The organism is Stenotrophomonas sp. 28608_Sma, assembly GCF_056486185.1.
The window spans coordinates 2,657,459-2,682,061 of the sequence record NZ_CM151308.1 but is presented as its reverse complement, the minus strand read 5'-3'; the positions used below and the strand labels follow the sequence as shown (position 1 = coordinate 2,682,061).

Here is a 24,603-nt window from a genome sequence, read left to right as displayed (position 1 = left end):
CATCATCGCAGCTTGGACGTGGGCTGGCTGCGCAGTCTCATGCCAGCGGATCCAGCGTGCCGAGAATCGCGACACAGGCCAGCACCAGCAGCGCCAGTACCGATTCGCAGGCCAGGCTGTGGCGCAGTGAACGCAGCGGCCTGGGCTGCCAGCCACCCCGGATGGAGACCGCCAGCGCCGGCACCAGCCGCCAGCGATGCAGCGCGGCCAGGCCCAGCATGCCACCCACCAGCACCAGCTTGAGCAGCAGCCAGCGTCCATGCGCGGCGCCGGTCAGGGTCTGTATGGAACCGCCGAGATCGACATAGGTATAGGTGCCGGTCATCGCCAGCAGGGCGACGATGATCGTGCCGGGCACGGCGAAGCCGTGCGCGGCCTGCCATAGTTCGTGGGTGCGTTCGCGCAGGCGCAGGCCCTGGCGGCGCAGTGCCAGCTGCACGATGGCGGCGATCGCACCGATCCAGGCGCCGGCCGCCAGCAGGTGCACGATGCCGGCAGCAAGACGCAGCCTGCCAGCGATCCCATCCCCAGCAGCGGCGTGGCCGTTCCAGGCGAGGCTGGCGAGGGTCACCGCCGAGAGTGCCAGCAGTGCAGGACGGCGCAGGCCCTGCACCGGGCGATTGACTGCCAGCAGCGGCAGCATCGCCAGCAGGGCCAGGATGCGCATCAGTCCCGCCTCGCCCATCGGCGTACCGGTAAGAAACCAGCGCGCTGTCTCGCCATCGATGTCGACCGGTGGTATGCCAAGCACGCCGGACAAACGGGTGACCGCATCGATGCCGACCAGCACCAGTGCCACCAGAACGAGGCCCAGCGAGACGCTGCGCGGCAGTCCGGGGCGGACGAACAGCATCCGCCCGAACAGCAGCATCAGGGCCAGATACAGCGCCAGCCGCAGCGCATACGGCGAAAGCTCGGCCACAGCAGCGGCCTTACTTCACGGTGAAGCGGTAGGTGCCGGTGATCGGATGGCTGTCCTGGCCGACCGCGCGCCACTGCAGCGCGTAACTGCCGGCGGGCAGCGGCTTGGCAAAGCGCGCGCGCAGGGTGTGGCCGTCCTCGGAGATCTCCTGCGCCGTGGTTGGCATCGCCATCTTCATGCGGCCGTGGTCCATGCTCAGTTCGATGCGGGTGGCACGCGGCATCACCTTCTCACTGAACTGCAGCTCGATCTGGCTGGCCGGGGCCACGGTGGCATCGGCCGCTGGCGTCGAACGCACCAGGCTGGGATGGGCCAGCGCCAGCGGCGCGGCCGAAAGGCCGGACAGCAGCAAGGCGAGCGGGGCGACGCGGAACAGGGAGCGGGTCATATGCGGATCACCGATGAGGAAGTGGCCTGCAGGGTGACGTCCACCGCCTTTCGAGGCCCTGACCTGGACATTACCAGTTTGTAATGTTTGCGGCCGGCACTACCGGGCCCGTGACTGCGCGATCCATGCTGACGGTGAACAACCGACCACACGCCGGAACGCCGCGCTGAACTTGCTGGGATTGGCGTAGCCACTGGCCAGCGCAACCTCGGTGACACGCCGGCCCTGCGCGAGTTCGGCGCGCGCCCGCTGCATGCGGTGCTGGGTCAGGAAGGCAAAGGGCGGCAGGCCAGTGGCCGCACGCAGCGCGCGGCCGAACGTCGCGGCCTCCATCTGCACTGCAGCGGCCAGCTGTGGAACGGTCAGCGCCTGGCCGTGTTGCGCATCGATGTAGGCCTCCAGTTGCCGCAACCGTCGTGCCGACAGTGGGGACACCGTGCCACGCGCCTGGCGCGGCTGACCGGCAAGCTGACCCAGGCGGTGCAGCAGCACCTGCGCGCCATGCTCGAGGAAGCCGGGCAGGCAAACATCAGCCTGCGCGCTGCACCACAGCGCCTGCAGCACCGAAGTAATCACCGGGTCGTGGTGCAGCCGCGCCGCCAGCGGCTGCAGCTGTTGCAACTGCTGCGGATCCTGCGGATGCAGGTGGGTATCGATGGCGATGCCGAGCAGATCGACCGCGGGGCTGGCATAGGTGCCGGTGTCTCCCGGCAGCACCAGATTGAACTGGCCGGGCCGCCACGGAGCCTGCAGAAGACCGCTGAGGGTGTGCTGCTGCAGCCGACCGCCGCCGCCCACGGCCAGGCCCAGGCGCAGTTGCTGCGGATGTCCCATCTCACCTTCGCTGGCATCGAAGCGATGGCGCAGCAGCACCACCGCACCATCGTGGCTGGCGTAGGCCGCAGGGGCCTGCGACCGGGTTTCCTGCAGCAGCTGGTCGGCGAGGGCGGGCATCACGGATCCGGGAATGGAGCGGCGCTGCCGGAAATGGAGTGGCGGCAGGACGCGAATGTTACAGGATAACACTCTTGTCCCGCGCTGCCGCCGCCCGCGCGTCCGCCACTCCATCCGTCGAGGTTCCCGCTTTGAAGTCGTCCACGCCTGCTGCCGCGCTCATCGCAGCATCCCTGCTCGTTCCTGCCTTGCCCGCCCTTGCCCAGCAGGCCGACCCGGCCACGCTCGACGGTGTCCGCGTCACCGGTTCCAAGCGCGATACCCCATACCTGAAGAGCGATCTGTCGGTGACGGTGCTCGACAGGCAGGCGCTGAAAGAAGCGGGCGTCACCGAGTTCCGGGACCTCGACAAGCTCGCGCCGAACGTCAAGTTCAATGCGATGGGCCAGCTCAGCAACATGTTCATCTCGATCCGCGGCATCGAGTCCAATCCATTCCTGGTCAATCGTGCCTCGGTCTACATCGATGGCATTCCGTTCCGCGAGCTGAGCAATGCCGTGCTCAACCAGGTCGAGTCGGTGGAGGTGCTGCGCGGCCCGCAGGGCACGCTGTACGGCGCCAACAGCGAATCCGGCCTGGTACTGGTGCGCACACGCGGCCCGGCTGATGCAGGCGAGGGCGAGATCAATGTGCGCAGCACCTGGTTCGGCAACGGCAATGGCACCGCTCTCGATGGCTTCCTGGCAGGGCCGCTGAACAAGACGGGCAGCCTGTCCGGCTCGGTGGCGTTCATGGGCTCCGATGAGGACGCCTACCTGAAGAACATCACACCTTCCGGTGCGCGCGGCAAGGTCGGCGAAGGCTACCTGCAGGGCAAGCTGCGCTGGCGGCCGAGCGATTACGTTTCGGTGAACGCGCTGGCCTATCATCTGCGCACCCGCGCGCCGGGCATGTTCGAGTATGAATACCTGCCGCTGGATACCGGCCTCTACAACCGCACCTACGGCACATCGCTCAATGGCGGCCGCCGTGCCGGTGACTTCACCTACATCAACGATGCCCCCAAGCGCACCGAAAAGGACGAAACGGTGGGCGGCCTCAGTGCGCAATGGCAGCTGCAGGCCGGCACGCTGGACGTGGCCGCTTCCTGGCGGGACGAGGAGGTGACCTCGGCGGGCTACGACTTCGACATGACCAACAGCCCGGCATTGGCCGGCCGCATCTACGACAGGAAGAAGGAATGGACGGCCGAGGCGCGCTTCAGCTCGCCCAGCGACCAGGCGTTGACCTGGATGGCCGGTGTGTCGACCTACCGCAACAGCAAGGATTCGATCCTCGGCACCTTCGTCGGCCCGGCGCTGCACGGGCTGGACAGCTACAACCTGGCACCGCGGCAGACCTCCAAGGGCGAGGACTACAGCGCCTTCGCCACCGCCAGCTACACCTTCCCGGCGTTGCCGAAGCTGACCGCCAGCGCCGGCCTGCGCCATGAGCAGGCACGGCGCTCCACCGAACAGCGTGCCGGTGCGCTGGATCTGGGCGCCGGTGGCCGCGTGCTGTACCGCGATGCCGCGCTGGCGCATACCTTCTCGGCCACGCTGCCGCGGCTGTCGCTGCGCTACGACGCCACTGACGACCTGTCCTTCTACGCGGCCTCGGCCAAGGGCTACATTCCGGGTGGCTTCAATCTGGCTGCGGCGCAGAGCGATGTGGTCAACGACAAGGTGCTGCGCTACGAGTCCGAACGCATGTGGAGCCATGAGCTGGGCTTCAAGATGAACCTGGCCGGCGGTCGTGGCCACATCGGCGGCGCGCTGTTCCACATCACCTCGGACAACTGGCAGGAAATCCAGGTGGCCACCGATGGCAATGGCCGCCCGATCTCGTCGGACTACGTAGGTTCGGATGCCTCGATCCGTTCGCGTGGTGCCGAGCTGGAGGGCGTGTTCGAAGTGCTGCCGGGCTTCACCCTGATGGCGAATGTGGGCTACGTCGATGCGAAGTACACCAAGCTGTGGGTCAGCGTGGACCAGAACCTGGATGGCAAGCGGGTCAAGCTGACCCCTCACTACACTGGCTATCTGGCGGCGCGCTATCAGTTCGACTCGGGCATCCATGCACGGCTGGAATCGCAGTTTACCGGCTCCAGTGCACTGGATGAACGTAACCGCGCGTTCCAGCCCGCGGTGGCCGTACTTGGTGCGCAGCTGGGCTATGAGACCGGGCCGTGGAGCGCGCGGGTGTTCGTGCAGAACCTGACCAACAAGCGCCGCATCAACGGCCTGATCTTCGACAACCTGGCCTTCGGGCGCGACGGCAACTACTACGGCCCGGTGGACAGCCCGCGGATCTTCGGCGCGGAAGTGGGTTACCGCTTCTGAGGAGGCGGGCCGCGCGCCGGCCAGCGGCCGGCGCTACCGGTCCAACGAAACGGTAGTGCCGGCCGCTGGCCGGCATCTTCGGAACGCTACCTGTGGCCGTGCAATGCCCGCCGGTTGCCGATGTGCGCGCATGCCAGCAGCACGCCACCGCAGGCGGTGGCCACGCCATGCCAGAGCAGCGATTCCTTCAGCGGCAGGTACAGCGACGCCGACACCAGCAGGATCGCGCCAACCACGGCCAGCCGCATCGGCAGCCAGCGCCCATGCCGGTACAGCCCGGCCGTGGTACTGGCCAGCGCCAGCGTCGAGGCCATCAATGCAAACAACCATTCCCAGCGCGACATCATCAACAGCAGCGTCATCACACCGTGGCCGGGGTGCTGGAACGAGCGCAGCGCCATCATTGCCGCTGGCACGAAGGCCAGCAGCAGTGGCAGGGCGATGCAATGGGCGGCGCAGGCCAGCGACAGCCAGGCGCCGGCCAGATCGAAACGGGGATGCCAGCGTGCCGAAGTTGGCGGCTGGGCCAGAGCCCTTGCAGGGGTCGGGGGGATGTGGTCCATTATGTTACATAGTAACAATTGGAGTCTCCCCCATGAAGCTTCCTGCTGCTCTTTTCCTGCTGCTGGCTGCCAACGCGGCCCAGGCACACGATGTCCGCCAGCACGCGCCACACGTGCACGGCCAGGCCACCGTTGATCTCGCACTCGACCAGGGAACGCTCGAGTTCGCCCTGCAGGCGCCGGGCATCGGCATTCTTGATTTCGAGCGACCGCCCGCCAACGCGACCGAGCAGGCGGCACTGTCGCGCGCCACGGCATTGCTGAAGGGCGGCAGCTGGGTCACCCTGCCCACCGCCGCCAACTGCCGGCTGGCCAGCAGTGACGCCAGTGCCGAAGGCTTCGCTGCGACCGCTGCTGCGCCAACGGCCGGGCAACATCGCCACGCCGGTTTCAGTGCCAACCTGCAGTATCGCTGCACGAATCCGAGTGCACTGCGCGCCCTGGTCGTGCGCCTGCCGGTGCTGTTCCCCGGGTTGCACGAAGTCATCGTCAACAGTGCGACCGGCAACGGCCAGGACCGCAGCGTGCTGAGTGCCGACAACCTGCGCGTGGTGCTGGCGCCGTGAGCACGCCAGCGGTGATCGCCCTGGAGGATGTGCAGTTCGGCTACGCAACACGCCTGGTGCTGGATATCCCGCAGCTGCTGATAGAGCAGGGCAGCAGCGTGCTGTTGCGTGGAGTGAGCGGTGGCGGCAAGAGCACCTTGCTCGGCCTGCTGGCCGGTGTCCTGCTTCCCGGCAAGGGGCGCGTCGAAGTGGCAGGTCACGCGCTGCAGATGATGCGGGGTGCTGCGCGTGATCGCTTCCGCGCCGATCACCTGGGCGTGATCTTCCAGCAGTTCAATCTGCTGCCGTTCCTCAGCGTGCGCGACAACATCGCGCTGGGGCTGCGTTTTTCTCCGGTGCGCAGCGAGCGCATCAGCGGGCCGCTGGACGATGAGATCCTGCGCCTGCTGGAAGCGCTGCAGCTGGATCCGGCGCTGTCCAAGCGTGCGGCGGGCACCCTGAGTGTCGGCCAGCAGCAACGCGTGGCCGCTGCACGTGCCCTGATCGGCCGCCCCGCAGTACTGCTGGCCGACGAGCCGACTTCGGCGCTGGATCGCCAAGCTGCGACCGCCTTCCTGCAGCTGATGTCCGCACAGTGCCGGGCCGCCGGTACCACGGTTCTGGTGGTCAGCCACGATGAAAGCCTGCAGCCCTTGTTCGACCGCACCATCGCGTTGTCGCAGATCAATCACGCAGGTGGCACCCATGCTTGAACTTGCCTGGGCCAGCCTGCGCAGCCGCGCATTGAGCGTCAGCCTCACCGTGCTGGTGATCACCCTCAGCGTGGTGCTGCTGCTCGGTGTTGAGCGCGTGCGCACGCAGGCGCATGAAGGTTTCGCCAGCACCGTTTCAGGCACGGACCTGATCGTCGGTGCCCGCGCCGGGCCGGTGAACCTGCTGCTGTATTCGGTGTTCCATATCGGCGACCCGACCAACAACGTGTCCTGGCAGTCCTACCAGGAGCTGTCCTCGCTGCCGCAGGTGAAGTGGGCGGTGCCACTGTCGCTGGGCGATTCGTGGCGCGGCTACCGGGTGGTCGGCACCAGTGGCGGCTACTTCGAGCACTATCGTTACGGCGCGGGGCATGCGCTGGCATTTGCGCAGGGGCGGCCGTTCGACGATCTGTACGACGCCGTGATCGGCGCAGAGGTGGCGCACGCGCAGAAGGTCGGCCTCGGCGACGAGATCGTGCTGGCCCATGGCACCGGCGCGGTCACGTTGGCCACGCATGCCGACAAGCCGTTCCGTGTGGCTGGCATCCTGCAGCGCACCGGCACGCCGGTTGATTCCTCGGTGCTGGTCTCGCTGCCGGCCATCGAGGCGATCCATGTCGACTGGCGCTCCGGCGTGCAGCTGCGCAGCCAGAGTGTCAGCGCCGAGCAGGCGCGCCATCTGGACCTGACCCCGACCAGCATCACCGCCTTCATGCTCGGCCTGAATTCGCGCATCGCCACGTTCTCGGTACAGCGCAGGATCAACGAGTACCCGGACGAGGCGATGCTGGCGATCCTGCCTGGCGTGACGTTGCAGCAGCTGTGGCAGTCACTGGGCACCGCCGAGCGGGCACTGCAGCTGATCAGCGCGATGGTGGTGCTGCTGGGCATGGTCTCGCTGGTGGCGCTGCTGGTCTCGACCCTGCAGGAGCGCCGGCGCGAGATGGCGGTGCTGCGTGCCATCGGTGCACGCCCGGGCTATATCGCCAGCCTGTTGGTGGTGGAGGCGGTTGCGACCAGCGCGCTTGCCTGCGTGCTCGCACTGGCCGCACTGGTGGTGGCCAGCCTGGCCGGGCGTGGCTGGGCGCTGGCCAACTTTGGCCTGTCGATCACCCACATCTGGCCGGATGGCCGCGAACTGGCGTGGGTCGCAGGTGTGCTGGCGATCAGCGCGGTGGCCGGCCTGGTACCGGCGCTGCTGGCCTATCGGCGCACGCTGGCCGATGGCCTGTCACCCGGGGGCTGAGCATGCGCTGGTTGCCGCTGTTGCCAATCTTGCTCGTGCTGACCGCCTGCGAACGCCCGGTCGATACCGGCGTGCAGGCGCTGACACCGTCGCCGGTGATCGATCGCGATGCCCCGGCAGCTGCCGAGGAACAGGAGCTGGACTGGCTGCAGATGATGCCCAGGGACGAGCTGGCCGCGCTGGAACGCGGCGAGGGCCCGGAGGTGGAGCACAACGGCAACCGGCGCATGCCGCAGTTCGGTACGTTCCGCACCGTGGACACCGTATTGCAGCGGCCGGTGCGCTTGCCGGGTTATGTGGTGCCGCTGGCCAACGCGGAGGACGGGCGGCTGACCGAATTCCTGTTCGTGCCGTACTACGGCGCCTGCATCCATGTGCCGCCGCCACCGCCGAACCAGATCGTGCACGTGGTGCTGCCGCGCCCGATCGAGATGCCGGACATGTATTCGCCGTTCTTCCTGGCCGGTACCCTGCGCGCCGAACGGCTGGACGATGATCTGGCCGGCTCCGCCTACACCATGCGCGATGCGCAGCTGAGGCCGTATGAACCGTAGCGTCCTGATCGGACTGGCGTGTTGCCTGGGCTTGCTGGGGTGTACGCAGGCGGGTGGGGGCGCCACCACCGTCGCCGCAGCACCGGCAGCACCGGCAGCACCGGCAGCGGCGCAGCCGGCCACGACCGAGGCGCCCATCGACCGTTGGGATGCACTGCGGCCCGACGAAGTGACCTACCAGCGCCCGCCGCCGCAGATCGGCCTGTCACGCAATGGCATGGACGGGGTGGGCGGGCTGATCGACGACACCGGCTCGGGCACGCCACCGGGACAGGAGATCGACCATTCCAGCCCGGATCGCGCCAAGCAGTTCGGCTCTTCGCGCGTGGTCGACGCTGTCGACGGTCGCGCGGTGGATCTGGATGGCTACGTGGTGCCGCTGGGCACCAACGACGCGGGACTGGTCGAGGAACTGTTGTTCGTGCCGTTCTACGGGGCCTGCATCCATGTGCCGCCACCGCCACCGAACCAGATCATCCATGTGACCCTGGCCACGCCGATCGCACTGGGAGACCTGTGGGACCCGTACCGGCTTGCCGGCCGCCTGCAGGTCAAGCGCTTCGATGCGGATATCGCCAGCGCGTCCTACGACGCGGCTGCGGCGACACTGACGGCGATCCACGATTGATGCGCACGCGTTGGATCATCGTTGCGGGCGTGTTGGTCACCAGCGTGGTGTTGCTGGTGTGGTGGCACCTGCGCGTCGACGTGACCGAGCCACCGGCGATCGCCTTCCCGGCACCCGCGACCGATGCCAGCCAGCGCATCGAACAACGCCTCGGCGAAGACCACGCTTTTCGCAACGACGTGCTGTTCCTGCTTGCGGCGACCTTGCGCGACCGCTGCCAGCCGGCGCAGGCGGGACTGCTGGCGCGCATGGCCAATCGTGCATCGCTGCCGGTGCTGGCGGCGGTCAGTGCGGTGACCCAGCAGGATCCATCACTGGACCGGCCGATCTACCAGTACATCCAGCATCGGGCGGACGCGACGCCGTGTGGCCAGCCGCTGCAGATGCCGTTGGCCGGCGGGCGCAGCATGCAGGTGGACATCGAACAGTACGCGCGCACCTTCCCGGACAGCTATTTCGATCCGCAGCGCAGCAGCGAACCGCGTGATTTCGGCGGCCTGTCGCTGCAGCAGCGGGCCGGTAACGCCTGCAATAGCGTGGTGTATTCGGTGTTGCCGCTGGGTGGCACCGATTGGCGATGCAGCAGCCTGCGCGCCAATGCGCGTGCGCGGGTACGCGGGCTGTGCGAGGACGAACTGCGGCGCCAGCATGGGGGAACGGGCGGGGAACTGGACATGGCCGTGGGGCAGGGCATGCAGGGTGCGGTGGTGTCGGCGATTGCCGCGCTGCCGGAAGACTGCCGGTGATGATTCCTGACACCGGCCACGACCCGGCATACGGGCACTGCAACATGAACATTGCCCGGGCCCCAATCTGAACCGGCGGCGTTGTCCTGATAACTATACAGGACATCCTGTATAGTTATGGCCGTACTCCGCCCCCACCAGGTTCTCCCATGGCTTTGTCCCAGCCCCTGGCCGGTGCTCCGGCCCTGTCGCGTGCCCGTCGCTGGGCGCTGTTGTTCACCGTCGCCGCCGGCCTGCTGCTGGTTACGCTCGACAACTCCGTGCTCTACACCGCACTGCCCACCCTGACCGAGGAACTCTCGGCCAGTGCCGGCCAGGCACTGTGGATCATCAACGCTTATCCGCTGGTGATGGCCGGCCTGCTGCTGGGCGCGGGTACGCTGGGCGACCGCATCGGCCACCGTCGCATGTTCCTGATCGGCCTGGTGGTGTTCGGCATCGCCTCGCTGGCAGCGGCGTTCGCTGGTACAGCGGCGCAGCTGATTGCCGCGCGCGCGTTCCTGGCGATCGGCGCGGCCGCGATGATGCCGGCCACGTTGGCGTTGATCGGCCTGAGCTTCCACGAAGAGCGCGAGCGCAACATCGCCATCGCGATCTGGGGCTCGGTGGCCATCGTCGGTGCAGCGCTGGGTCCGATCATCGGCGGCTGGCTGCTGCAGCACTTCTGGTGGGGCTCGGTGTTCCTGATCAACGTGCCGGTGGTGGTGGTCGCATTCGTGGCCACGCTGCTGCTGGCGCCGGAGGGCCAGCGCGACACGTCGCGCCCCTGGGACATGGTGTCCTCGCTGCTGGCGCTGGCCGCGCTGTCCGGCCTGGTGCTGGCGATCAAGTCGCTGATCGCTACGCCGCCGTCGTATGCGCTGGGTGCCGGTGCGCTGCTGCTGGCCGTCATCAGCGGCGCGGCGTTCGCACGTCGCCAGCAGCAGTTGCCGTACCCGTTGCTGGACTTCGCGATCTTCCGCAATCCGGCGTTCCTGGCCGGCACGCTGTCGGCGGTGTTCACCCTGTTCGCGATGGCCGGCCTGCAGCTGGTTACCACCCAGCGTTTCCAGCTGGTGGCGGGCTTCACACCGCTGCAGGCAGGCCTGCTGGTATCGGTGGCGGCGCTGGGCAGCCTGCCGAGTGCACTGCTGGGCGGCAGCATCCTGCACCGCGTGGGCCTGCGTCCGCTGATCTGCGGCGGCCTGGCGGCTGGCGCCGTGGGTGTCGGTGTTGTGGCGTTCGGCTTCCCGCACGGCCTCGGCTGGGTGGTGGCCGGCATGGCGATCACCGGTTTCGGCATGGGCTCGGCCATCTCGGTGGCGTCCACTGCCATCCTCAACAACGTACCGGCGCACCGCGCGGGCATGGCCTCGTCGGTGGAAGAGGTGTCCTACGAATTCGGTGGCCTGCTGGCGGTGGCGATGCTGGGCAGCCTGAGCGCGGCAATGTACGGTGCCTTCCTGCCGGTCTCGGCCGACATGCCCGAGCTTGCCCGAGATGGCTTCACGCAGGCGCTGCATGCCGCACGCGAAAGCGGGCAGGGCAAGTGGTTCGCGCTGGCTGCGGCCGCGTATGACCGCGGCTACCAGATCGTGCTGCTGGTGATCACGGTGGTGCTGGCAGTGGGCGCGGCGATCATCGCGCGCCTGCTGCGGGGGCGCGTCGGTGGCCGCGAGGGTGCGGCCGATCGCGTAAAATGACGCGATGAGAACCAGCAAGCGCGACCGCATCCTCGACGCCGCCGTCAACGTGATCAATCGTGACGGCGTGCGCGCGGTGACCTTCGAGTCGGTGGCGGCCGAGGCCAAGCTGACCCGCGGCGGCCTGCTGTACCACTTCCCGTCGCGCGAGGCGCTGCTGCGCGGCATCGACGAGCATCTGGTGCAGGCCTGGGAGACGTCGATGGAAACGCTGCTGGGCAAGCGTGCGGAGGAAGCATCGGCGCTGGAGCGCTACCAGACCTTCGTGCGCGTGTCGGCGCAGAGCGCCACCCGCGCCGAGCTGATGTTCATGCTCGAATCGGCCGACCCGGACGCCGACGAGCGTCCGTGGGGACCGGCTGTGCGGCGCTGGGCACCGTTGCCGCCGTCGGCCGGACAGAATGACCCGGCTGCGCTCGACAACTTCGTGGCGCGGCTGGCCGCCGATGGCCTGTGGATCTACGAGGCGATGTACGAAGGGCAGCTGGATGAAAGCGTGCGCGGCCAGGTGGCGGAGCGTATCGCCGGGCTGCTGGCGAAGTCTGATGGGACGTCCAGCTGAGCCGTCGACCGACGCGGGGACGCCGCTCTTGGTAGAGCCGACCGCTGGTCGGCTGCTCACGAAAATCCCGCGCTTCGCGCGATAGTCGACCAGCGGTCGACTCTACCCCTCTCCATTTACCCAGCCTGTGCTGCGGTCGCCGCCAACCACGCCCTGGGCGAAGCCCCCAACCGCTTGCGGAACGCCTTCGACAACGATGCGGTATCGGCAAACCCCACCTCGATCGCCACCTGCTTGACCGCCACGCCCGCCCGCAACTGCGCGCAGGCCAGGCTCAGCCGCCAATCCAGCAGATAACTGGCCGGCGTCGCCTGCATCACCTCCTTGAACACCGCTGCGAACGCGCTGCGCGACATGCCAGCGGTGGCAGCCATGCGCGGCAGCGTCCACTCGTCCTGTGGCGCCTGGTGCATCGCCACCAGCGTACGGGCCAGCCGCGCATCGGACAGCCCGCGCATCAGCCCGTGGCTGACCCCGGCCGCATCGGGATGATCGACCACCCAGCGCAGGATCTGGATCAGCGCCACCTCGAACAGCCGGTTGGTCAGCAGCCGCGAACCGCAGCGTTGGCGGTCGGCCTCGGTGAACAGCAGATGCAAGGTGTCGTCCAGTTCGCTGATCGCGGCCAGCGGCACCACCATCACCGGCGGTAGCGACTGCACGATAGGGTTGCGCGCGCCACCATCGAAGTCGAGCGTGGCGCAGGTGAAGTCGGGGCCATCCAGCGGCGCATTGAAGAACACGTGGTGCAGTGGCTGCGGGTACAGCAGCAGGCTCGGGGTGTCGATCTTCAACCGAGGCAGCGCGGTATCGCCATCGGGATGGCGGACCTCCATCTCACCCTGGCGCAGGATGTGCAGGAACGCACGACCGGGCTGCGGCTCGAAGACATGGCGCCCGCACAGCGGACCGCTGTGGAACAGCGCGGCCTGCACGCGGAAGCGTTCCAGAAGGGAGGACAGGCGGTCGGGTGCGGAGGTGTCGGTGGGTATGCGCATGGACGAATGGACAACATTTGTGGATTATTACGGTCAATAAGTCCGTCGAGTCTACCTAGGATGAGCGGGTCGTCCAATCCCGGGCGCTTTCCCAAGGAGATCCACCATGTCCCGTGTCCCCCTGATCGATGCCGCCAACACCACCGCCGACCGCCAGGCCCTGCTGGGCCAGGTCCACGCCGCCTTCGGTGCCACCCCGGCCATGTTCCGCGCGGTGGCCAATTCGCCGGCCGCCCTGCAGAGCATGTGGGGCTCGTTCGGCGCACTGGGCGGCGGTCGCCTGTCGCCGCTGCTGGGCGAGCAGATCGCCGTCGCCATCGCCAACCGCAATGCCTGCGAATACTGCCTGGCCGCGCACACGGCGCTGGGTCGCAAGGCCGGCGCCAGCAGCGAGCAGATGGCTGCCGCGCAGATCGGCCAGTCCAGCGATCCGGCCACTTCGGCGGCGCTCGACTTCGCGCTGAAGGTGGTCGAGCAACGTGCGCAGATCGCCGACAGTGATGTGCAGGCGTTGCGCGCAGCCGGCTTCGATGACGAGCAGATCGTCGAGATCCTCGCCCATGTGGCGCTCAACCTGTTCACCAACTACGTCAACGTGGCGTTCGACGTGCCGGTGGACTTCCCCAAGGTGGCGCTGCGCTGAGGTCCATCAGGCCGGGGGCGTCTTGCTCCCGGCCGTTCTCAGTTATCGTGGCTGTCGTCCGCCTGCAGCCGTTCGGGATGGGTATACACATTGAACCCGCTCTCCCGCGCGAATCCGACCAGGCACAGTCCGGCACTGCGGGCCAGGTCGATCGCCAGGGCGGTCGGCGCAGACACCGCTGCCAGCACGCTGGCACCCGCACGTATCGCCTTGCTGACCATCTCATAGCTGGCGCGGCTGGAAATCACCAGCAACCCACCGTCGATGGCGTGCTCGTTGTGATGGAGGGCGCCGATCAGTTTGTCCAACGCATTGTGACGGCCCACATCCTCGCGCACCCAGCCAATCCGCCCGCTGGCATCGGCCCAGGCCGCGGCGTGCGTCGATCCACTCACCGCATTCATCGGCTGATGCTGCGCCAGCGTGGCCAGCGCCCGCTGCAACGCGGCATGAGGATAGGTGCGGCGCTCGCGGATCTGCGGCAGCGGGCGCAGCACATCCTCCAGCTGGCGCGTGCCGCACAGTCCGCAGCCACCGCGACCGGGCAGCAGGCGGCCATTGGCCGGATCCAGATCGGCACCGGGTGCGTCTTCGGAAACGGTCATCTGCAGTTCGATGCCCTCCAGCTGCGGGCGCACCTCGATCGACAGCAGTTGCGAGGGCGTATTGATCAGCCCCTCGCTGAGCGAGAAACCCAGCGCGAAGTCTTCCAGGTCGCAGGGCGTGGCCATCATCACCGCGAAGGCGGCGCCGTTGTAGCGCAGTGCAACCGGCACTTCCTCGGCCACCACGTCGACCTGCTGCTGGTGCCCCTCGCTGCGCCAGCGCTGCAACGGACGCTGGGCCGTGCCGGCAGGCGGGGAGTGCGGCGGGGTCGAGTCAGGCATGCAGCGCGTCCGGGCAAGGGAAATACGCAGGTGGTGGACCACCCACGGCTTCGAGAATAGCGCAGTGGCCGGGCGCTGACGCGGGTGTAACCGTTGTCATGGCAGGCTGCGCTGAAAACAGCATATGCCTCTGGCGAAGCGGCCTTGTCCGTGCTTGACTGCGGGGCTGGCCGCGCTGCAGACGCCGCATCCCGCCCATCCCGCGCCGTTGATTGTTGTGTTCCTCCCGCCAGGTTCCCGAACATGTCCGAGCAGAAGCCACCGCGCTACAAGCCCTACAACCAGCCGGCCGGTGGCTGGGGTGCCGCCGGTGCCACGGCCAAGGTGCTGTTGCAGCAGAGCGTGATCGGCAAGGGCTCGAAGGCGCTGCTGGCGATGAACCAGCCCGGTGGCTTCAAGTGCCCCAGCTGTGCGTTCCCCGATGCCGACGAGCGCAGGAAACTGGAATTCTGCGAGAACGGCGCCAAGGCACTGGCCTGGGAAGCCACCCAGTTCCGTGCTGGCCGCGAGCTGTTCGCCCAGCACACGGTCACCGAGCTGATGGCGCAGACCGACTACTGGCTGGAGATGCAGGGCCGGCTGACCGAGCCGATGCGCTACGACGCGTCCACCGATCATTACGTGCCGTGCAGCTGGGACGAGGCGTTTGCCTTGATCGGCCATCATCTGCAGGCGCTGGACAGCCCGCACCAGGCCGAGTTCTACACCTCCGGCCGTACACCCAACGAAGCCGCGTTCCTGTACTCGATCTTCGTGCGCGAGTTCGGCACCAACAATTTCCCGGACTGCTCGAACATGTGCCACGAGCCGACCAGCCGCGGCCTGCCGCCGGCCATCGGTGTGGGCAAGGGCACCATCGTGCTGCAGGATTTCGAGCACGCCGAGGCGATCTTCGTGATCGGCCAGAACACCGGCACCAATTCGCCGCGGATGATGAGCAACCTGGTCGAGGCGCGCAAACGCGGCATCCCGATCGTGGCGGTCAACCCGATGCCCGAGCGCGCGCTGATCCGTTTCGCCGAGCCGCAGGATGTGGTGCAGATGGCCACGTTCGGTTCGACCGAGATCACCAGCGAGTTCGTGCACATCCGCATCGGCGGCGACCTGGCCCTGATCAAGGGCATGATGAAGGTGATGTTCGAACGCGAGGCGCAGGGTGAGCGCGTGCTTGACCACGATTTCCTGGCCGAGCACACGGTAGGCCTGGACGCACTGCGCGCGGACGTGATGGCACAGGACTGGAACGAGATCGTGCAGGTTTCCGGCATCACCCAGGCGCAGATCCGCCGCTGCGCCGAGATCTACATCCGCTCCAAGGCCACGGTGATCTGCTATGGCATGGGCCTGACCCAGCATCAGTATGGTTCGACCCTGCTGCAGCAGGTGGCCAACCTGCTGTTGCTGCGTGGCAACTTCGGCAAGCCCGGTGCCGGCATCGGGCCGATCCGTGGCCATTCCAACGTGCAGGGCGATCGTACCGTCGGCATCGACGAGAAGCCCAAGCCGGCCTATCTGGAACGCGTGCAGCAGGTGTTCGGCTTCGATCCGCCGCGCGAGCACGGTCATCACGTGGTCGAATCGATCGAGGCGATGCTGGACGGCAGCGCCAAGGTGTTCATCGGTATGGGCGGCAACTTCATCCACGCCGTGCCCGATACGCCGCGCGCGTACGAGGCCATGCGTGGCCTGGAGCTGACGGTGGGCATCGCCACCAAGCTCAATCGCGGTCATCTGGTGCACGGCCGCGATGCCTTGATCCTGCCGGTGGTCGCGCGTTCGGAGCGCATCGTTACGCCTGCCGGCGAGCAGTTCGTCACTATCGAAGACGCGATGTCGAACGTGACCGCTTCGCGCGGCGTGCTCGAGCCGGTCAGCACGGACGTGCTCCCGGAGGTCGAGATCGTCTGTCGCATGGCGCTGGCAACATTGCCGCACAGCAAGGTCGACTGGGCGGGGTGCATGCATGACTACGCATCCATCCGCGAGCTGATTGCGGCGGTGTATCCGGAGATCTACACCGGCTTCAACGAGCGGATCCAGCAGCCGCACGGCTTCCACCTGGACATTCCGCCGCGCCGCCGGGTGTGGCCCACGCCCAACGGCAAGGCCAACATCCTGGTGATGCCAGGCCTGGACGTGGACGCGCCGGTGGACGATCCCGGGATGCTGCGGTTGGCCACGGTGCGCTCGCACGATCAGTACAACACCACCATCTACAGCTACAACGACCGCTACCGCGGCGTGTACAACGATCGCATGGTGCTGTTCATGAACATCGAGGACCGGCTGGCGCGCGGGCTGGAGAAGGAGGCGCTGGTCAGCCTGGAGACCATCAGCGGTGATGGCGTGCAGCGGCGCATCGAGGGCCTGACCGTACTGGACTACCCGATGCCGCGCGGCGCCCTGGCCGGTTACTACCCCGAGTTGAACCCGCTGCTGCCGCTGGACTACTACGACCGGGTCAGCGGTACCCCAGCGGCCAAGTCGATCCCGGTGCGGATGAGCGCAATGGTGGCGGCGATTGCGTGACCCGCGCATCGGCTATCATCGTCCGGTGAACCTGCCTGGCCTGCTGCTGCGATGGATGCTCCTCCTTGCCCTGGTGCTGAACGCACCGGCGCTTGCGGTTGCCTCATCCTCGTACGCCGCGCAGTCCAGCGCGGACCATTGCGCCGCACCGCATTCGGCGGCCATGGCCGGATGCTGCGACGAGGCAGCATCAACGGTCTGCCAGAGCAATGAGTGCGAATGCCCGCCGGCCAGCCTCGGCATGCTGGCCACCCTGAGCGGAACGCCAGCGTCACCCTGGCGTGAGGCGCCTTTGCCAGCCAGCGCCCAGCAACGAGCACCGCCGCCGTTGCCGGATCCGCTACGGCCTCCCATCGTGTGATTCCCTGCAGGCCTCAAGCGCCTGCCGTAGCTGCTCGACTCATTCTCGACTCTGCCTGTGCCTTCGATGCGCAGGCAGCGGGCCGCGTTGCCCGCATCTGCAAAGGAATCAACACCATGAACCGTTCTCTCTCCCTCGGCCTGCTGCTGGGCACCGTGCTGGCCAGCACCGCCTGCGCACGTGCAGCTGAAGAATCGCCTGCCGCACCGGTTGCCAGCCAAGCCCCGGCGGCACCGATCAAGGCCAGCCCGTCGCAGGTGGATCCGGCACTGCCCATCGCCATCGTGCACAAGACCGCAAGCTGCGGCTGCTGCGGCATCTGGGTCGACCACCTGAAGGCCGAAGGCTTCCAGGTGGATGTACGCAATACCGATGACATGAACCCGATCAAGGTCCGGCTGGGTGTGCCGGTCGGCAAGGCCTCCTGCCACACCGCCGAGATCGGTGGCTACGTGGTTGAAGGCCATATCCCGGCCGAAGACATCAAGCGACTGCTGGCGGAGCGGCCGGCCGCGCGCGGCCTGGTGTTGCCGGGCATGCCGGCCGGCTCGCCGGGCATGGAAATGCCGGACGGCTACGTGCAGCCGTACACCGTTGAACTGGTGCGCAACGATGGCACCACCGAGCCGTTCGCGCAGCACGGCCAGGGCGGCTGACAGGCGGCGGTGCCGGTCGTCCTGACCGGCACCCTTCGGAGAGCCGAGCCCACCCTCGGCGTGCTCTTTGTAGAGTCGAGCCGTGCTCGACTGCTCTGCTTCAGTCGAGCAAGCTCGACTCTACAGAATCAGCGGGCGCGGGCTGTTTCCTTGGCCAGCTGTGCGTCGAACTTCTGTTCGGCCGCATCCGCGTAGGCCTTGCAGGTCAGTGCCTTGGCGCTGGCCTTGCTGCCGGAGGCGTAGTCCCAGTTGCTGGCACCCGGATGCGGGGTCAGCAACACGTCACAGGGCAACGCCCGCACCGTCGCGAAGCTGCGTTTGTAGTCATCGACCAGGCGCGGATAGCGCGCATTGCCCTGCAGCTGGTAGCCCGGTGCACTCAGGCTGTCGGCATAGGCGATGCGCACCGGCTTGCCCTCGCGGGTATCGCTCCAGGTCCACGCGGTGCTGCCCGGGGTGTGCCCGGGCATGAAGTGCGCTGTGAATTCGATGCCGCCCACCTCGACCACCTCGCCATCCATCACGATGCGGTCTGCACTGGCAGGCGGGTAGGTGATGCCATCGCCGAAGTGCAGATCGTCGCTGCCACCGCGCGCCAGCAGCACCGCCGATTCGGCGTTGGCCGCTACTTTGGCGCCCGTACGGCGCTTCAGCTCCGCCACTGGGCCCGCATGGTCGGCATGCGCATGGCTGAGCAGGATCAGCCGCAGGTCCTGCGGGGCCACGCCGCGCGCCTTCATGTTGTCCAGCAGGTGGCCGGCCATCTGTGGCATGCCACCGTCCAGCAGCACGGCGCCCTCGGAGGTCTGCACCAGCAATGCGGTCAGGTTCTCGGTGCCGATCTGCCAGGTGTGGTCAGCAATCTGCAGCGGTGCCATCGGCTGCAGCCAGGAAGCATCCACGGTGTAGGCCCGCAGCTGCGGCAGTGGTGTCTCGGCGCCACTGGCGTGCGCGATCGGGAGAGCAGTGACCAGGGCGAAGGCGAGCGGGGAAAAACGCATGGTTCACGTCCGTTTGAAGGAGGCCCAGAAACTAGCATGGGCCTCCTTCATCGCGTCGCGCATAGATTTCATGGCTCCCATAAGGGCGCCATGGATCAGTACCGGTACTGCCACCCCAGCGTCACCGCCCGGCCACGGCCCGAGAAATAGCTCGGGTTCGACGGCGTGGTCTGCGAGTAGTAGCTGATGTACTGCTTGTTCGCCAGGTTCTGCACGCCCAGCGTGAAGGCGTGCTTGTCCAGCGTGTAGCGTGCGACCAGGCCCACCGTGGTGTAACCCTCGAACTCCGCCACCCGCGCGCCACGCAGGTCGAAGTCGCGGTCGAAGGCATGGCTGGCCTGCAGGCGGGTGCTCAGCTGCGGCGTCCAGCTCTGTTCCCAGAACGCGGTCAGCCGGTTCGGCGCGATGTTGACACCGGCCAGGTCGCTGTCGAGGCGGCCGTCGACGTCGGCATCGTAGCGGCCGTTGGCGCGTGCATAACCCAGGCCCAGCCGGCTGTCGCCCAGGCGCAGGCGCAGGTTGCTTTCGAAGCCCTCCACGCGGGTGGCCTGGCGCTGCACCGCATAGGCGTCGATGCCCGGATCGTAGATCAGCACCGAGCCCAGCTTGGATTCGGAGGTGTAGTAGGCGATGTCACCGCTGAAACGACCATCGTCGTACTCCAGGCCGATCTCGCGGTTGTCCGACACCACCGGTGACAGGTCAATCAGATTGTCAACGCGCTGGCCGTCGCGGTTGATCGCGCGCAGTACGCGACCGACGTCGGCCACGGTGTAGCCTTCCGAATACGAGGCGTAGGCATTGAGACGATCGTTGATGTACCAGACCGCGCCGAAGTTGGGCAGGGTCTCGCTCATGGTCGGCTTGCCGCCAGCCACCTTGCGTGCGCCGTAGCGGGGCAGGGTGGTGTAGTCGCCTACTTCCAGCTCGCCCTTTTCGTAGCGCAGGCCGCCGGACAGCATCAGGTGGTCGGTTGGCCACCAGTGCAGCTGCAGCAGCGGCGACAGGCTCTGGTAGGTGGTCTGCGGCACCCAGTTCATGCCGCTGGCCAGCAGCACCTGGTGGGTGCGGTCGCGCAGGCCGTCCAGGCCCAGGGTCACGTCCAGCGTGGTGTCGGCGATGCGGGCCCAGCTCTGGGTCAGCTTGAAGCCGCGCTTGTCCGATTCGTTCTGGGTCTGGTCCCAGGCGGCGTTGGCGCCGGTGTTGCCCCACGGATCCCACTGGCTGGCGCCATAGCGGCCTTCGAAGTCCACCGCGAAGGCCTGCGCCTGGAAGCGGCCACCGAGCAGATCGGCGGCGCTGTAGTCCAGCGTCAACGAACGCGAGCGGTTCATCGGCGGCTCCAGCGGGGTATCGCCGGGCACCGAAATGGTCGGGCGGCCGGTGCGGTAATCACCGTTCACCGCCAGGTAGTTGTCCAGCCCGCGCAGCTCGTAGCGGTTGGCCATCAGCTGCAGGCGGTGGCCCTCGGCAATGTTCCAGCCCAGCTTGGCGAACACGTTCGACGAGGTCGAATCCATCAGTTCGCCCTGCGCGTTGGTACCGATCGAACGGCCCTCGCCGTCGTGGTAAAGGCCTTGCTTCTCATACGCCAGGCCGGCCACCAGATCGAACTGCTCGCCGCGCACGCCGACCAGTGCCGAGCCGCGCTGGCCGTTGTCATCACGGCGGCTGGGCAGGGCCGAGCTGTAGCTGACGTTGGTGTCGAGCAGGAAGGCGCCGGGCTCGCTGGGCGCGCTGCGGGTGATGATGTTGACGATGCCACCGGTACCGCCGATGCCTTGCAGCGCGTTGGCGCCGTGGATGACCTCGATGCGTTCGATCATGGCCGGATCGATGGTGTGCGAATCACGTGAGCCATCGCGCAGCGGCGTCGACTGCGGCACGCCGTCGACCATGTACAGGATGCCGCGGCCGCGCATGGTTTCGCCGTAGTTGGACATCTTCTCGCGCGCCGGGGCAAATGCCGGGATCTGCGCCGACAGCACGCGCGAGACATCCGAGCCCAGCGCCAGCTGCTGCGCAATGTCCTCGCGGGTCAGCACGGTGATTGTGTTGGGCATCGCGGTCTCGCCCTGCGGCATGCGCGCGGTCGAGGCCGATACCGTGACCCGGGCCAGCGAAGTGGTCGTGGCCTGGGACGCTGCCGATGACGCGGCCCGGGCCGGAGCGCGGGGCTTGGGGGATGCTGGCGTGGCACTCACCACGAACACCCCCGGCGAGCGCTCCTGCATCGCCAGGCCTTGCCCGGCCAGCAGGCGCTGCAGGGCGTCGTGCGGGGTGTAGCGGCCGTCGAGGGCGGGCGCGTTGCGGCCGCTCACGCTGTCGGCCGCGAACAGCAGCTGGATGCCACTCTGCCGCGCCAGCGAGTTGAGCGAAGTTTGCAGCGGGCCGGCCGGCAGGTGCAGTTCGACGGGTGCGGACGCAGCGGTCTGCGCGGTGGCGGGCAGCGCCGCACACAGGCAGGCAGCGAGCAGGGTGGGGGCCAGCCGGCGCAGTGCGGCGGGCGGAACAGGGCGGGTCATGCGGGGGTCCTTCGGAAGGGTTCAAGCACTTGCCGGATGGGACGGCGCGCAACCCACCCTCGGCGTGGCAATCAATCGCGGGCGCGCAGATGCAGGCTGCCGTCGGCGGCGGTATGCACCTGGACCGGCAGGATCTCCGGCAGCAGCGCGACCGCCGTCTCGGCACGATCGGCATCGAACACGCCCGACACCTGCAGCGGACCCAGTGCCGGGTCGTCCAGCACGATCGGACGGTCGTGATAGCGCTGCAGGATGCGCAGCACCTCGCTCAGTGGCATGCGGTCGAACTGCAGCCGGCCGGTGGTCCAGTCGGCCCGGTCCGGATCCACGGCTTCCGGCGGAGACAGCGACCCCGGCTGGGCCAGCAGGCGCTGCCCCGGCTTCAGCCGCTGCTCGGTGCCGCCGCCATCCACGCTGACACCGACCTCGCCACGCCACAGCGTGACTTCGCTGAGATCGCCCTGGCGGTCAACATCGAACACCGTGCCGTAGTTGCGTACCTGTACCGGCCCGGCATCGACCTGGAAGCGGCGCCACGCCGAATGCTGCACCTCGAAGCGCGCATGGCCCTGCGCCAGCAGCACCTGCCGCGAACGCAGATGGCGACGGACCTGCAGGTGGGTTCCCGCGTCGAGCAGCACGCGGCTGCCGTCCGGCAGCTCGATGTCGCGGCGCTCGCCAACGGCGGTCTGGTAGTCACGCACCTGCCAGGCCGGGTCGGCCAGCAGCAGCGCGGCAGCCGCCAGCAACAGCACCGGCAGTACCCGTTTCGCGCCAGATCCGCCGCGCCGCCGCTGCAACTGCTCCGGGCCTGGCAACGGGAAACGCTCCTTCAGTGCCTCCCGGTGTTGGTCGAGCATGTCCTCGGCGGACGGTTCGGCGGGCGCCGACGGCGGTGCCGGATCGGGCGATGCAGGGCTCACCGCAGCGCACCGTGCAGCCGGCAGTCGGCCATGGCCAGGCGCAGATGACGTTCCACTGCCTTCAGGCCGATGCCCATCCGCTGCGCCACCTCGGCCTGGGGCAGCTCGTGGATCTTGTGCAGGATGAACACCTGCTGCCGACGGCAGGGCATGCGCTCGATGCTGGCGGTCAGCCGCTGCAGCGCCTGCTGGCCCTGCGCCTGGCGCTCGGGTCCGGGGCGCTCGCAGGCGCCTTCGGGAAGCTCTGCGCGGGGCTCCACCCAGTGCCGGCGCAGATCCTCGGCGCGGCAGCGGTCGACCGCCGCATCGTGGGCGATCCTGCGCAGCAGCGCGATCGGTTGGCGGGCGTCATGCACGGCCGGGCGTTCCAGCAGGCGCACACAGACATCGTGCACCACTTCGCGGGCCAGCCCGGGCGAGCGGAACCGGCGATGCAGGTAGTCCACCAGTTCCTCGTAGTGGCGCACCAGCGAGGTCACCAGCGGCAGCGCAGGTGGGCGGGGAAGTGTCGGCTGGGACATCCGGACGGGCAGCAAGGGTGAAAGGCGGGTGCCGGGAGGTCATCCCTGCGCAATGACGCAATACTAATGGGAACTGTTCTCGTTTGCCATGCCGCGATCGTCAGGGCGATTGTTCGCCGCGCCTGGAAAGTGAATCCACGATCATCGGCTGGAGCGCAGAATCGCCCACGGCTAGCCTGCCTGCAGGCTCAAGGAGGTGGACCATGCATGTGCTTCTGGTGATGGTGGGTGGCGTCGTGCTGCTTGGGGTGTTCCTGCTGTTCGGGCGGCTGTGGAGCGTGGGCACCTCACAGCTGCCCACGGCCCTGATCGCGTTCATTGCCACCTGGCTGCTGGTGACGGTGGCCAACCTGTGGGTAGGCGTCAGCAAGGCCGGCTACGGGATGCGCGAAGAACTGCCGATCCTGCTGCTGGTGTTCGCGGTGCCGGCCCTGCTGGCCGGTCTGCTCTACTGGCGCCTGGCGCGCTGAAGGAAAGCCATGAGTACACGACTGCGATTGCCGGCCCTGCGCCAGCGCGACGGCCACCATGCGCGCGTGACCTACGAAGAGCTGTTCTTCGACCTGGTCTACGTGTTCGCGGTCACCCAGCTCAGCCACCACCTGCTGCATCACCTGGATCTGGCCGGCGTGCTGCAGACCCTGGTGCTGTGGTTTGCGGTGTGGCTGGGCTGGCAGTACGCCTGCTGGGTCAGCAACTGGTTCGATCCGGAGGCACCGCGCATCCGCGGCCTGCTGTTTGCCACCATGCTGCTGGCCTTGTTGATGTCCTCGTCCATTCCCGAGGCGTTCGCTGACCGCGCCTGGGTGTTTGCCGGGGCCTACGCCACCATGCAGGTCGGGCGTACCGCCTTCGTGCTGCTGGAGGTCGGTCGCACGCATCCACTGGCACCGAACTTCCGTCGCATGCTGGCCTGGGTGAGCGTGTCGGCCTGCTTCTGGCTGGCAGGTGCAGCAGCCGAGGGCAATACGCGGTTGGCGCTGTGGGCGGTGGCCGTGGCGTGCGAATACGTCTCGCCGATGTTCGGCTTCGCGTTCCCGGGGCTGGGCCGTTCGCACACCCGCGAGTGGACTATCGAGGGCGGGCACCTGGCCGAGCGCTGCCAGCTGTTCGTCATCGTCGCACTGGGCGAGACGCTGCTGGCGACCGGTGGCGTGCTCAGCGAGATCGAACAGTGGAGTGGGGCGGTGGTGTCGGCGGTGCTGGCAACGTTCGCCGGCACGATCGCCATGTGGTGGCTGTACTTCGGCATCTCCAGCCGCGACGCCACCGAGGCCATCAGCCATGCCGAAGACCCGGGCCGGATGGGGGCCAACTTCCACTATGTGCATGCGTTGCTGATCGCCGGGATCATCGCTACGGCGGTGGGCAATGACCTGGTCATGGACCACCCGCACGCTGCGGTGACGCCGGTGTATGCGACGGTGCTGGTGGCCGGCCCGTTGATCTACCTGCTGGGCAGCGCGCTGTACAAGCGCGTGGTATACGGGCGCGCACCGTACTCGCATCTGATCGGTGCGGTGGCGCTGGGCGTGCTGGGCGTGGTGTTGCCGCAGACCCATCTGCTGGCCGCTGGCTGGTTGACCAGCGCGGTGCTGCTGGCGGTGGGGTTGATGGATACGCGGTTGAAGCACCGTCTGCAACGGGCGTGATCAGCCCTCTGCCGGGTAGAGTCGAATGTTGGTCGACTGCTCTTCCACAAGGTTGTGGAAAATCCCGCGCTGCGCGCGATAGT

At 67.7% G+C, this 24,603-nt stretch carries 24 protein-coding genes; 14 read left to right on the top strand and 10 right to left on the bottom strand.

All coding sequences use genetic code 11. The features are described from left to right. Window positions 1-37: 37 nt before the first annotated feature. The 3 genes from copD to ACZLHH_RS12620 all read right to left on the bottom strand — a co-directional run bounded on the left by copD (window position 38) and on the right by ACZLHH_RS12620 (window position 2,264). The gene (copD, locus tag ACZLHH_RS12630) at window positions 38-922 is read right to left on the bottom strand and encodes a copper homeostasis membrane protein CopD (RefSeq protein ID WP_180845256.1); all 885 of its coding nucleotides are present in this window, start codon (window positions 920-922) and stop codon (window positions 38-40) included. 10 nt (window positions 923-932) lie between these two features. After that, window positions 933-1,310, bottom strand: coding sequence for a copper homeostasis periplasmic binding protein CopC (gene copC, locus ACZLHH_RS12625; protein ID WP_049399735.1), 378 nt, complete (start codon window positions 1,308-1,310; stop codon window positions 933-935). A gap of 99 nt (window positions 1,311-1,409) precedes the next feature. Further along, window positions 1,410-2,264 carry a helix-turn-helix transcriptional regulator gene (locus tag ACZLHH_RS12620; protein WP_180845257.1) on the bottom strand — a complete coding sequence of 285 codons (855 nt, stop codon included), beginning with the start codon at window positions 2,262-2,264 and terminating at the stop codon, window positions 1,410-1,412. 188 nt (window positions 2,265-2,452) lie between these two features. Here ACZLHH_RS12620 and ACZLHH_RS12615 point away from each other — a divergent pair, with 188 nt between their 5' ends. Next, window positions 2,453-4,585 (top strand): TonB-dependent receptor, encoded by a 2,133-nt coding sequence (locus tag ACZLHH_RS12615; protein ID WP_180845258.1) that lies wholly within the window; start codon window positions 2,453-2,455, stop codon window positions 4,583-4,585. Window positions 4,586-4,671: 86 nt separating this feature from the next. Here the strand turns inward: ACZLHH_RS12615 and ACZLHH_RS12610 are convergent, their stop codons facing one another. Beyond that, the gene (locus ACZLHH_RS12610; RefSeq protein WP_049422168.1) at window positions 4,672-5,148 is read right to left on the bottom strand and encodes a MerC domain-containing protein; all 477 of its coding nucleotides are present in this window, start codon (window positions 5,146-5,148) and stop codon (window positions 4,672-4,674) included. 32 nt (window positions 5,149-5,180) lie between these two features. Between ACZLHH_RS12610 and ACZLHH_RS12605 the strand changes: the two genes are divergently transcribed. The 8 genes from ACZLHH_RS12605 (at window position 5,181) to ACZLHH_RS12570 (ending at window position 11,824) form a co-directional block, all read left to right on the top strand. Further along, window positions 5,181-5,714: a ZrgA family zinc uptake protein gene (locus tag ACZLHH_RS12605; RefSeq protein ID WP_032129456.1), complete on the top strand. Its 534-nt coding sequence runs from the start codon at window positions 5,181-5,183 to the stop codon at window positions 5,712-5,714. Then, window positions 5,711-6,406 carry an ATP-binding cassette domain-containing protein gene (locus ACZLHH_RS12600; RefSeq protein ID WP_180845259.1) on the top strand — a complete coding sequence of 232 codons (696 nt, stop codon included), beginning with the start codon at window positions 5,711-5,713 and terminating at the stop codon, window positions 6,404-6,406. Before ACZLHH_RS12605 ends, ACZLHH_RS12600 begins: the two co-directional genes overlap by 4 nt. Next, window positions 6,399-7,652: an ABC transporter permease gene (locus ACZLHH_RS12595; RefSeq protein ID WP_180845260.1), complete on the top strand. Its 1,254-nt coding sequence runs from the start codon at window positions 6,399-6,401 to the stop codon at window positions 7,650-7,652. Before ACZLHH_RS12600 ends, ACZLHH_RS12595 begins: the two co-directional genes overlap by 8 nt. A gap of 2 nt (window positions 7,653-7,654) precedes the next feature. Continuing rightward, complete coding sequence (locus ACZLHH_RS12590; RefSeq protein ID WP_180845261.1) at window positions 7,655-8,206, top strand: DUF3299 domain-containing protein; 552 nt, start codon at window positions 7,655-7,657, stop codon at window positions 8,204-8,206. After that, window positions 8,196-8,834: a DUF3299 domain-containing protein gene (locus tag ACZLHH_RS12585; RefSeq protein WP_180845262.1), complete on the top strand. Its 639-nt coding sequence runs from the start codon at window positions 8,196-8,198 to the stop codon at window positions 8,832-8,834. The genes ACZLHH_RS12590 and ACZLHH_RS12585 overlap by 11 nt, the downstream gene beginning before the upstream one ends. Beyond that, the gene (locus tag ACZLHH_RS12580; protein WP_180845263.1) at window positions 8,834-9,580 is read left to right on the top strand and encodes a hypothetical protein; all 747 of its coding nucleotides are present in this window, start codon (window positions 8,834-8,836) and stop codon (window positions 9,578-9,580) included. The genes ACZLHH_RS12585 and ACZLHH_RS12580 overlap by 1 nt, the downstream gene beginning before the upstream one ends. Window positions 9,581-9,729: 149 nt before the next feature. Then, entirely contained in the window at window positions 9,730-11,262 is a 1,533-nt protein-coding gene (locus ACZLHH_RS12575) for an MFS transporter (RefSeq protein ID WP_180845264.1), read from the top strand. Window positions 11,263-11,266: 4 nt separating this feature from the next. Continuing rightward, a complete protein-coding gene (locus tag ACZLHH_RS12570) occupies window positions 11,267-11,824 on the top strand; it encodes a TetR/AcrR family transcriptional regulator (protein WP_071227996.1) in 558 nt (185 codons plus the stop codon). A gap of 116 nt (window positions 11,825-11,940) precedes the next feature. Here ACZLHH_RS12570 and ACZLHH_RS12565 read toward each other — a convergent pair whose 3' ends face one another. Beyond that, complete coding sequence (locus ACZLHH_RS12565; RefSeq protein ID WP_180845265.1) at window positions 11,941-12,822, bottom strand: AraC family transcriptional regulator; 882 nt, start codon at window positions 12,820-12,822, stop codon at window positions 11,941-11,943. Window positions 12,823-12,928: 106 nt separating this feature from the next. On the opposite strand from ACZLHH_RS12565, the gene ACZLHH_RS12560 reads away from it, so the two are divergent. Next, window positions 12,929-13,465: a carboxymuconolactone decarboxylase family protein gene (locus ACZLHH_RS12560; RefSeq protein ID WP_032129465.1), complete on the top strand. Its 537-nt coding sequence runs from the start codon at window positions 12,929-12,931 to the stop codon at window positions 13,463-13,465. Window positions 13,466-13,503: 38 nt separating this feature from the next. Here ACZLHH_RS12560 and fdhD read toward each other — a convergent pair whose 3' ends face one another. Then, window positions 13,504-14,352: a formate dehydrogenase accessory sulfurtransferase FdhD gene (fdhD, locus tag ACZLHH_RS12555; protein ID WP_180845266.1), complete on the bottom strand. Its 849-nt coding sequence runs from the start codon at window positions 14,350-14,352 to the stop codon at window positions 13,504-13,506. Between the two features lie 243 nt (window positions 14,353-14,595). On the opposite strand from fdhD, the gene ACZLHH_RS12550 reads away from it, so the two are divergent. Together ACZLHH_RS12550 and ACZLHH_RS12545 are read left to right on the top strand one after the other, a co-directional pair. Next, window positions 14,596-16,881 carry an FdhF/YdeP family oxidoreductase gene (locus tag ACZLHH_RS12550; protein ID WP_180845267.1) on the top strand — a complete coding sequence of 762 codons (2,286 nt, stop codon included), beginning with the start codon at window positions 14,596-14,598 and terminating at the stop codon, window positions 16,879-16,881. Window positions 16,882-17,358: 477 nt separating this feature from the next. After that, a complete protein-coding gene (locus ACZLHH_RS12545; protein ID WP_180845268.1) occupies window positions 17,359-17,898 on the top strand; it encodes a DUF411 domain-containing protein in 540 nt (179 codons plus the stop codon). A gap of 128 nt (window positions 17,899-18,026) precedes the next feature. On the opposite strand, the gene blaL1 is transcribed toward ACZLHH_RS12545, so the two are convergent. From blaL1 to ACZLHH_RS12525, 4 genes are all read right to left on the bottom strand, one after another. Further along, complete coding sequence (blaL1, locus tag ACZLHH_RS12540; protein WP_180845269.1) at window positions 18,027-18,899, bottom strand: L1 family subclass B3 metallo-beta-lactamase; 873 nt, start codon at window positions 18,897-18,899, stop codon at window positions 18,027-18,029. Window positions 18,900-18,994: 95 nt separating this feature from the next. Continuing rightward, the gene (locus tag ACZLHH_RS12535) at window positions 18,995-21,424 is read right to left on the bottom strand and encodes a TonB-dependent receptor (protein WP_180845270.1); all 2,430 of its coding nucleotides are present in this window, start codon (window positions 21,422-21,424) and stop codon (window positions 18,995-18,997) included. 71 nt (window positions 21,425-21,495) lie between these two features. Beyond that, window positions 21,496-22,347, bottom strand: coding sequence for a FecR family protein (locus ACZLHH_RS12530; protein ID WP_049422184.1), 852 nt, complete (start codon window positions 22,345-22,347; stop codon window positions 21,496-21,498). Next, the gene (locus tag ACZLHH_RS12525; RefSeq protein WP_180845271.1) at window positions 22,344-22,868 is read right to left on the bottom strand and encodes an RNA polymerase sigma factor; all 525 of its coding nucleotides are present in this window, start codon (window positions 22,866-22,868) and stop codon (window positions 22,344-22,346) included. Before ACZLHH_RS12525 ends, ACZLHH_RS12530 begins: the two co-directional genes overlap by 4 nt. Before the next feature lie 203 nt (window positions 22,869-23,071). Between ACZLHH_RS12525 and ACZLHH_RS12520 the strand changes: the two genes are divergently transcribed. Further along, window positions 23,072-23,338, top strand: coding sequence for a hypothetical protein (locus ACZLHH_RS12520; RefSeq protein WP_032129472.1), 267 nt, complete (start codon window positions 23,072-23,074; stop codon window positions 23,336-23,338). Between the two features lie 9 nt (window positions 23,339-23,347). Further along, the gene (locus tag ACZLHH_RS12515) at window positions 23,348-24,520 is read left to right on the top strand and encodes a low temperature requirement protein A (RefSeq protein WP_180845272.1); all 1,173 of its coding nucleotides are present in this window, start codon (window positions 23,348-23,350) and stop codon (window positions 24,518-24,520) included. Window positions 24,521-24,603: the final 83 nt, after the last annotated feature.

Excerpts from the sequence above, each read along its gene's own strand:
- copC (WP_049399735.1), bottom strand. The coding sequence starts at position 1,310 with ATGACCCGCTCCCTGTTCCGCGTCGCCCCGCTCGCCTTGCTGCTGTCC.
- ACZLHH_RS12620 (WP_180845257.1), bottom strand. The coding sequence starts at position 2,264 with ATGCCCGCCCTCGCCGACCAGCTGCTGCAGGAAACCCGGTCGCAGGCC.
- ACZLHH_RS12610 (WP_049422168.1), bottom strand. The coding sequence starts at position 5,148 with ATGGACCACATCCCCCCGACCCCTGCAAGGGCTCTGGCCCAGCCGCCA.
- ACZLHH_RS12605 (WP_032129456.1), top strand. The coding sequence starts at position 5,181 with ATGAAGCTTCCTGCTGCTCTTTTCCTGCTGCTGGCTGCCAACGCGGCC.
- ACZLHH_RS12595 (WP_180845260.1), top strand. The coding sequence starts at position 6,399 with ATGCTTGAACTTGCCTGGGCCAGCCTGCGCAGCCGCGCATTGAGCGTC.
- ACZLHH_RS12590 (WP_180845261.1), top strand. The coding sequence starts at position 7,655 with ATGCGCTGGTTGCCGCTGTTGCCAATCTTGCTCGTGCTGACCGCCTGC.
- ACZLHH_RS12585 (WP_180845262.1), top strand. The coding sequence starts at position 8,196 with ATGAACCGTAGCGTCCTGATCGGACTGGCGTGTTGCCTGGGCTTGCTG.
- ACZLHH_RS12580 (WP_180845263.1), top strand. The coding sequence starts at position 8,834 with ATGCGCACGCGTTGGATCATCGTTGCGGGCGTGTTGGTCACCAGCGTG.
- ACZLHH_RS12575 (WP_180845264.1), top strand. The coding sequence starts at position 9,730 with ATGGCTTTGTCCCAGCCCCTGGCCGGTGCTCCGGCCCTGTCGCGTGCC.
- ACZLHH_RS12570 (WP_071227996.1), top strand. The coding sequence starts at position 11,267 with ATGAGAACCAGCAAGCGCGACCGCATCCTCGACGCCGCCGTCAACGTG.
- ACZLHH_RS12565 (WP_180845265.1), bottom strand. The coding sequence starts at position 12,822 with ATGCGCATACCCACCGACACCTCCGCACCCGACCGCCTGTCCTCCCTT.
- ACZLHH_RS12560 (WP_032129465.1), top strand. The coding sequence starts at position 12,929 with ATGTCCCGTGTCCCCCTGATCGATGCCGCCAACACCACCGCCGACCGC.
- fdhD (WP_180845266.1), bottom strand. The coding sequence starts at position 14,352 with ATGCCTGACTCGACCCCGCCGCACTCCCCGCCTGCCGGCACGGCCCAG.
- ACZLHH_RS12550 (WP_180845267.1), top strand. The coding sequence starts at position 14,596 with ATGTCCGAGCAGAAGCCACCGCGCTACAAGCCCTACAACCAGCCGGCC.
- ACZLHH_RS12545 (WP_180845268.1), top strand. The coding sequence starts at position 17,359 with ATGAACCGTTCTCTCTCCCTCGGCCTGCTGCTGGGCACCGTGCTGGCC.
- blaL1 (WP_180845269.1), bottom strand. The coding sequence starts at position 18,899 with ATGCGTTTTTCCCCGCTCGCCTTCGCCCTGGTCACTGCTCTCCCGATC.
- ACZLHH_RS12535 (WP_180845270.1), bottom strand. The coding sequence starts at position 21,424 with ATGACCCGCCCTGTTCCGCCCGCCGCACTGCGCCGGCTGGCCCCCACC.
- ACZLHH_RS12525 (WP_180845271.1), bottom strand. The coding sequence starts at position 22,868 with ATGTCCCAGCCGACACTTCCCCGCCCACCTGCGCTGCCGCTGGTGACC.
- ACZLHH_RS12520 (WP_032129472.1), top strand. The coding sequence starts at position 23,072 with ATGCATGTGCTTCTGGTGATGGTGGGTGGCGTCGTGCTGCTTGGGGTG.
- ACZLHH_RS12515 (WP_180845272.1), top strand. The coding sequence starts at position 23,348 with ATGAGTACACGACTGCGATTGCCGGCCCTGCGCCAGCGCGACGGCCAC.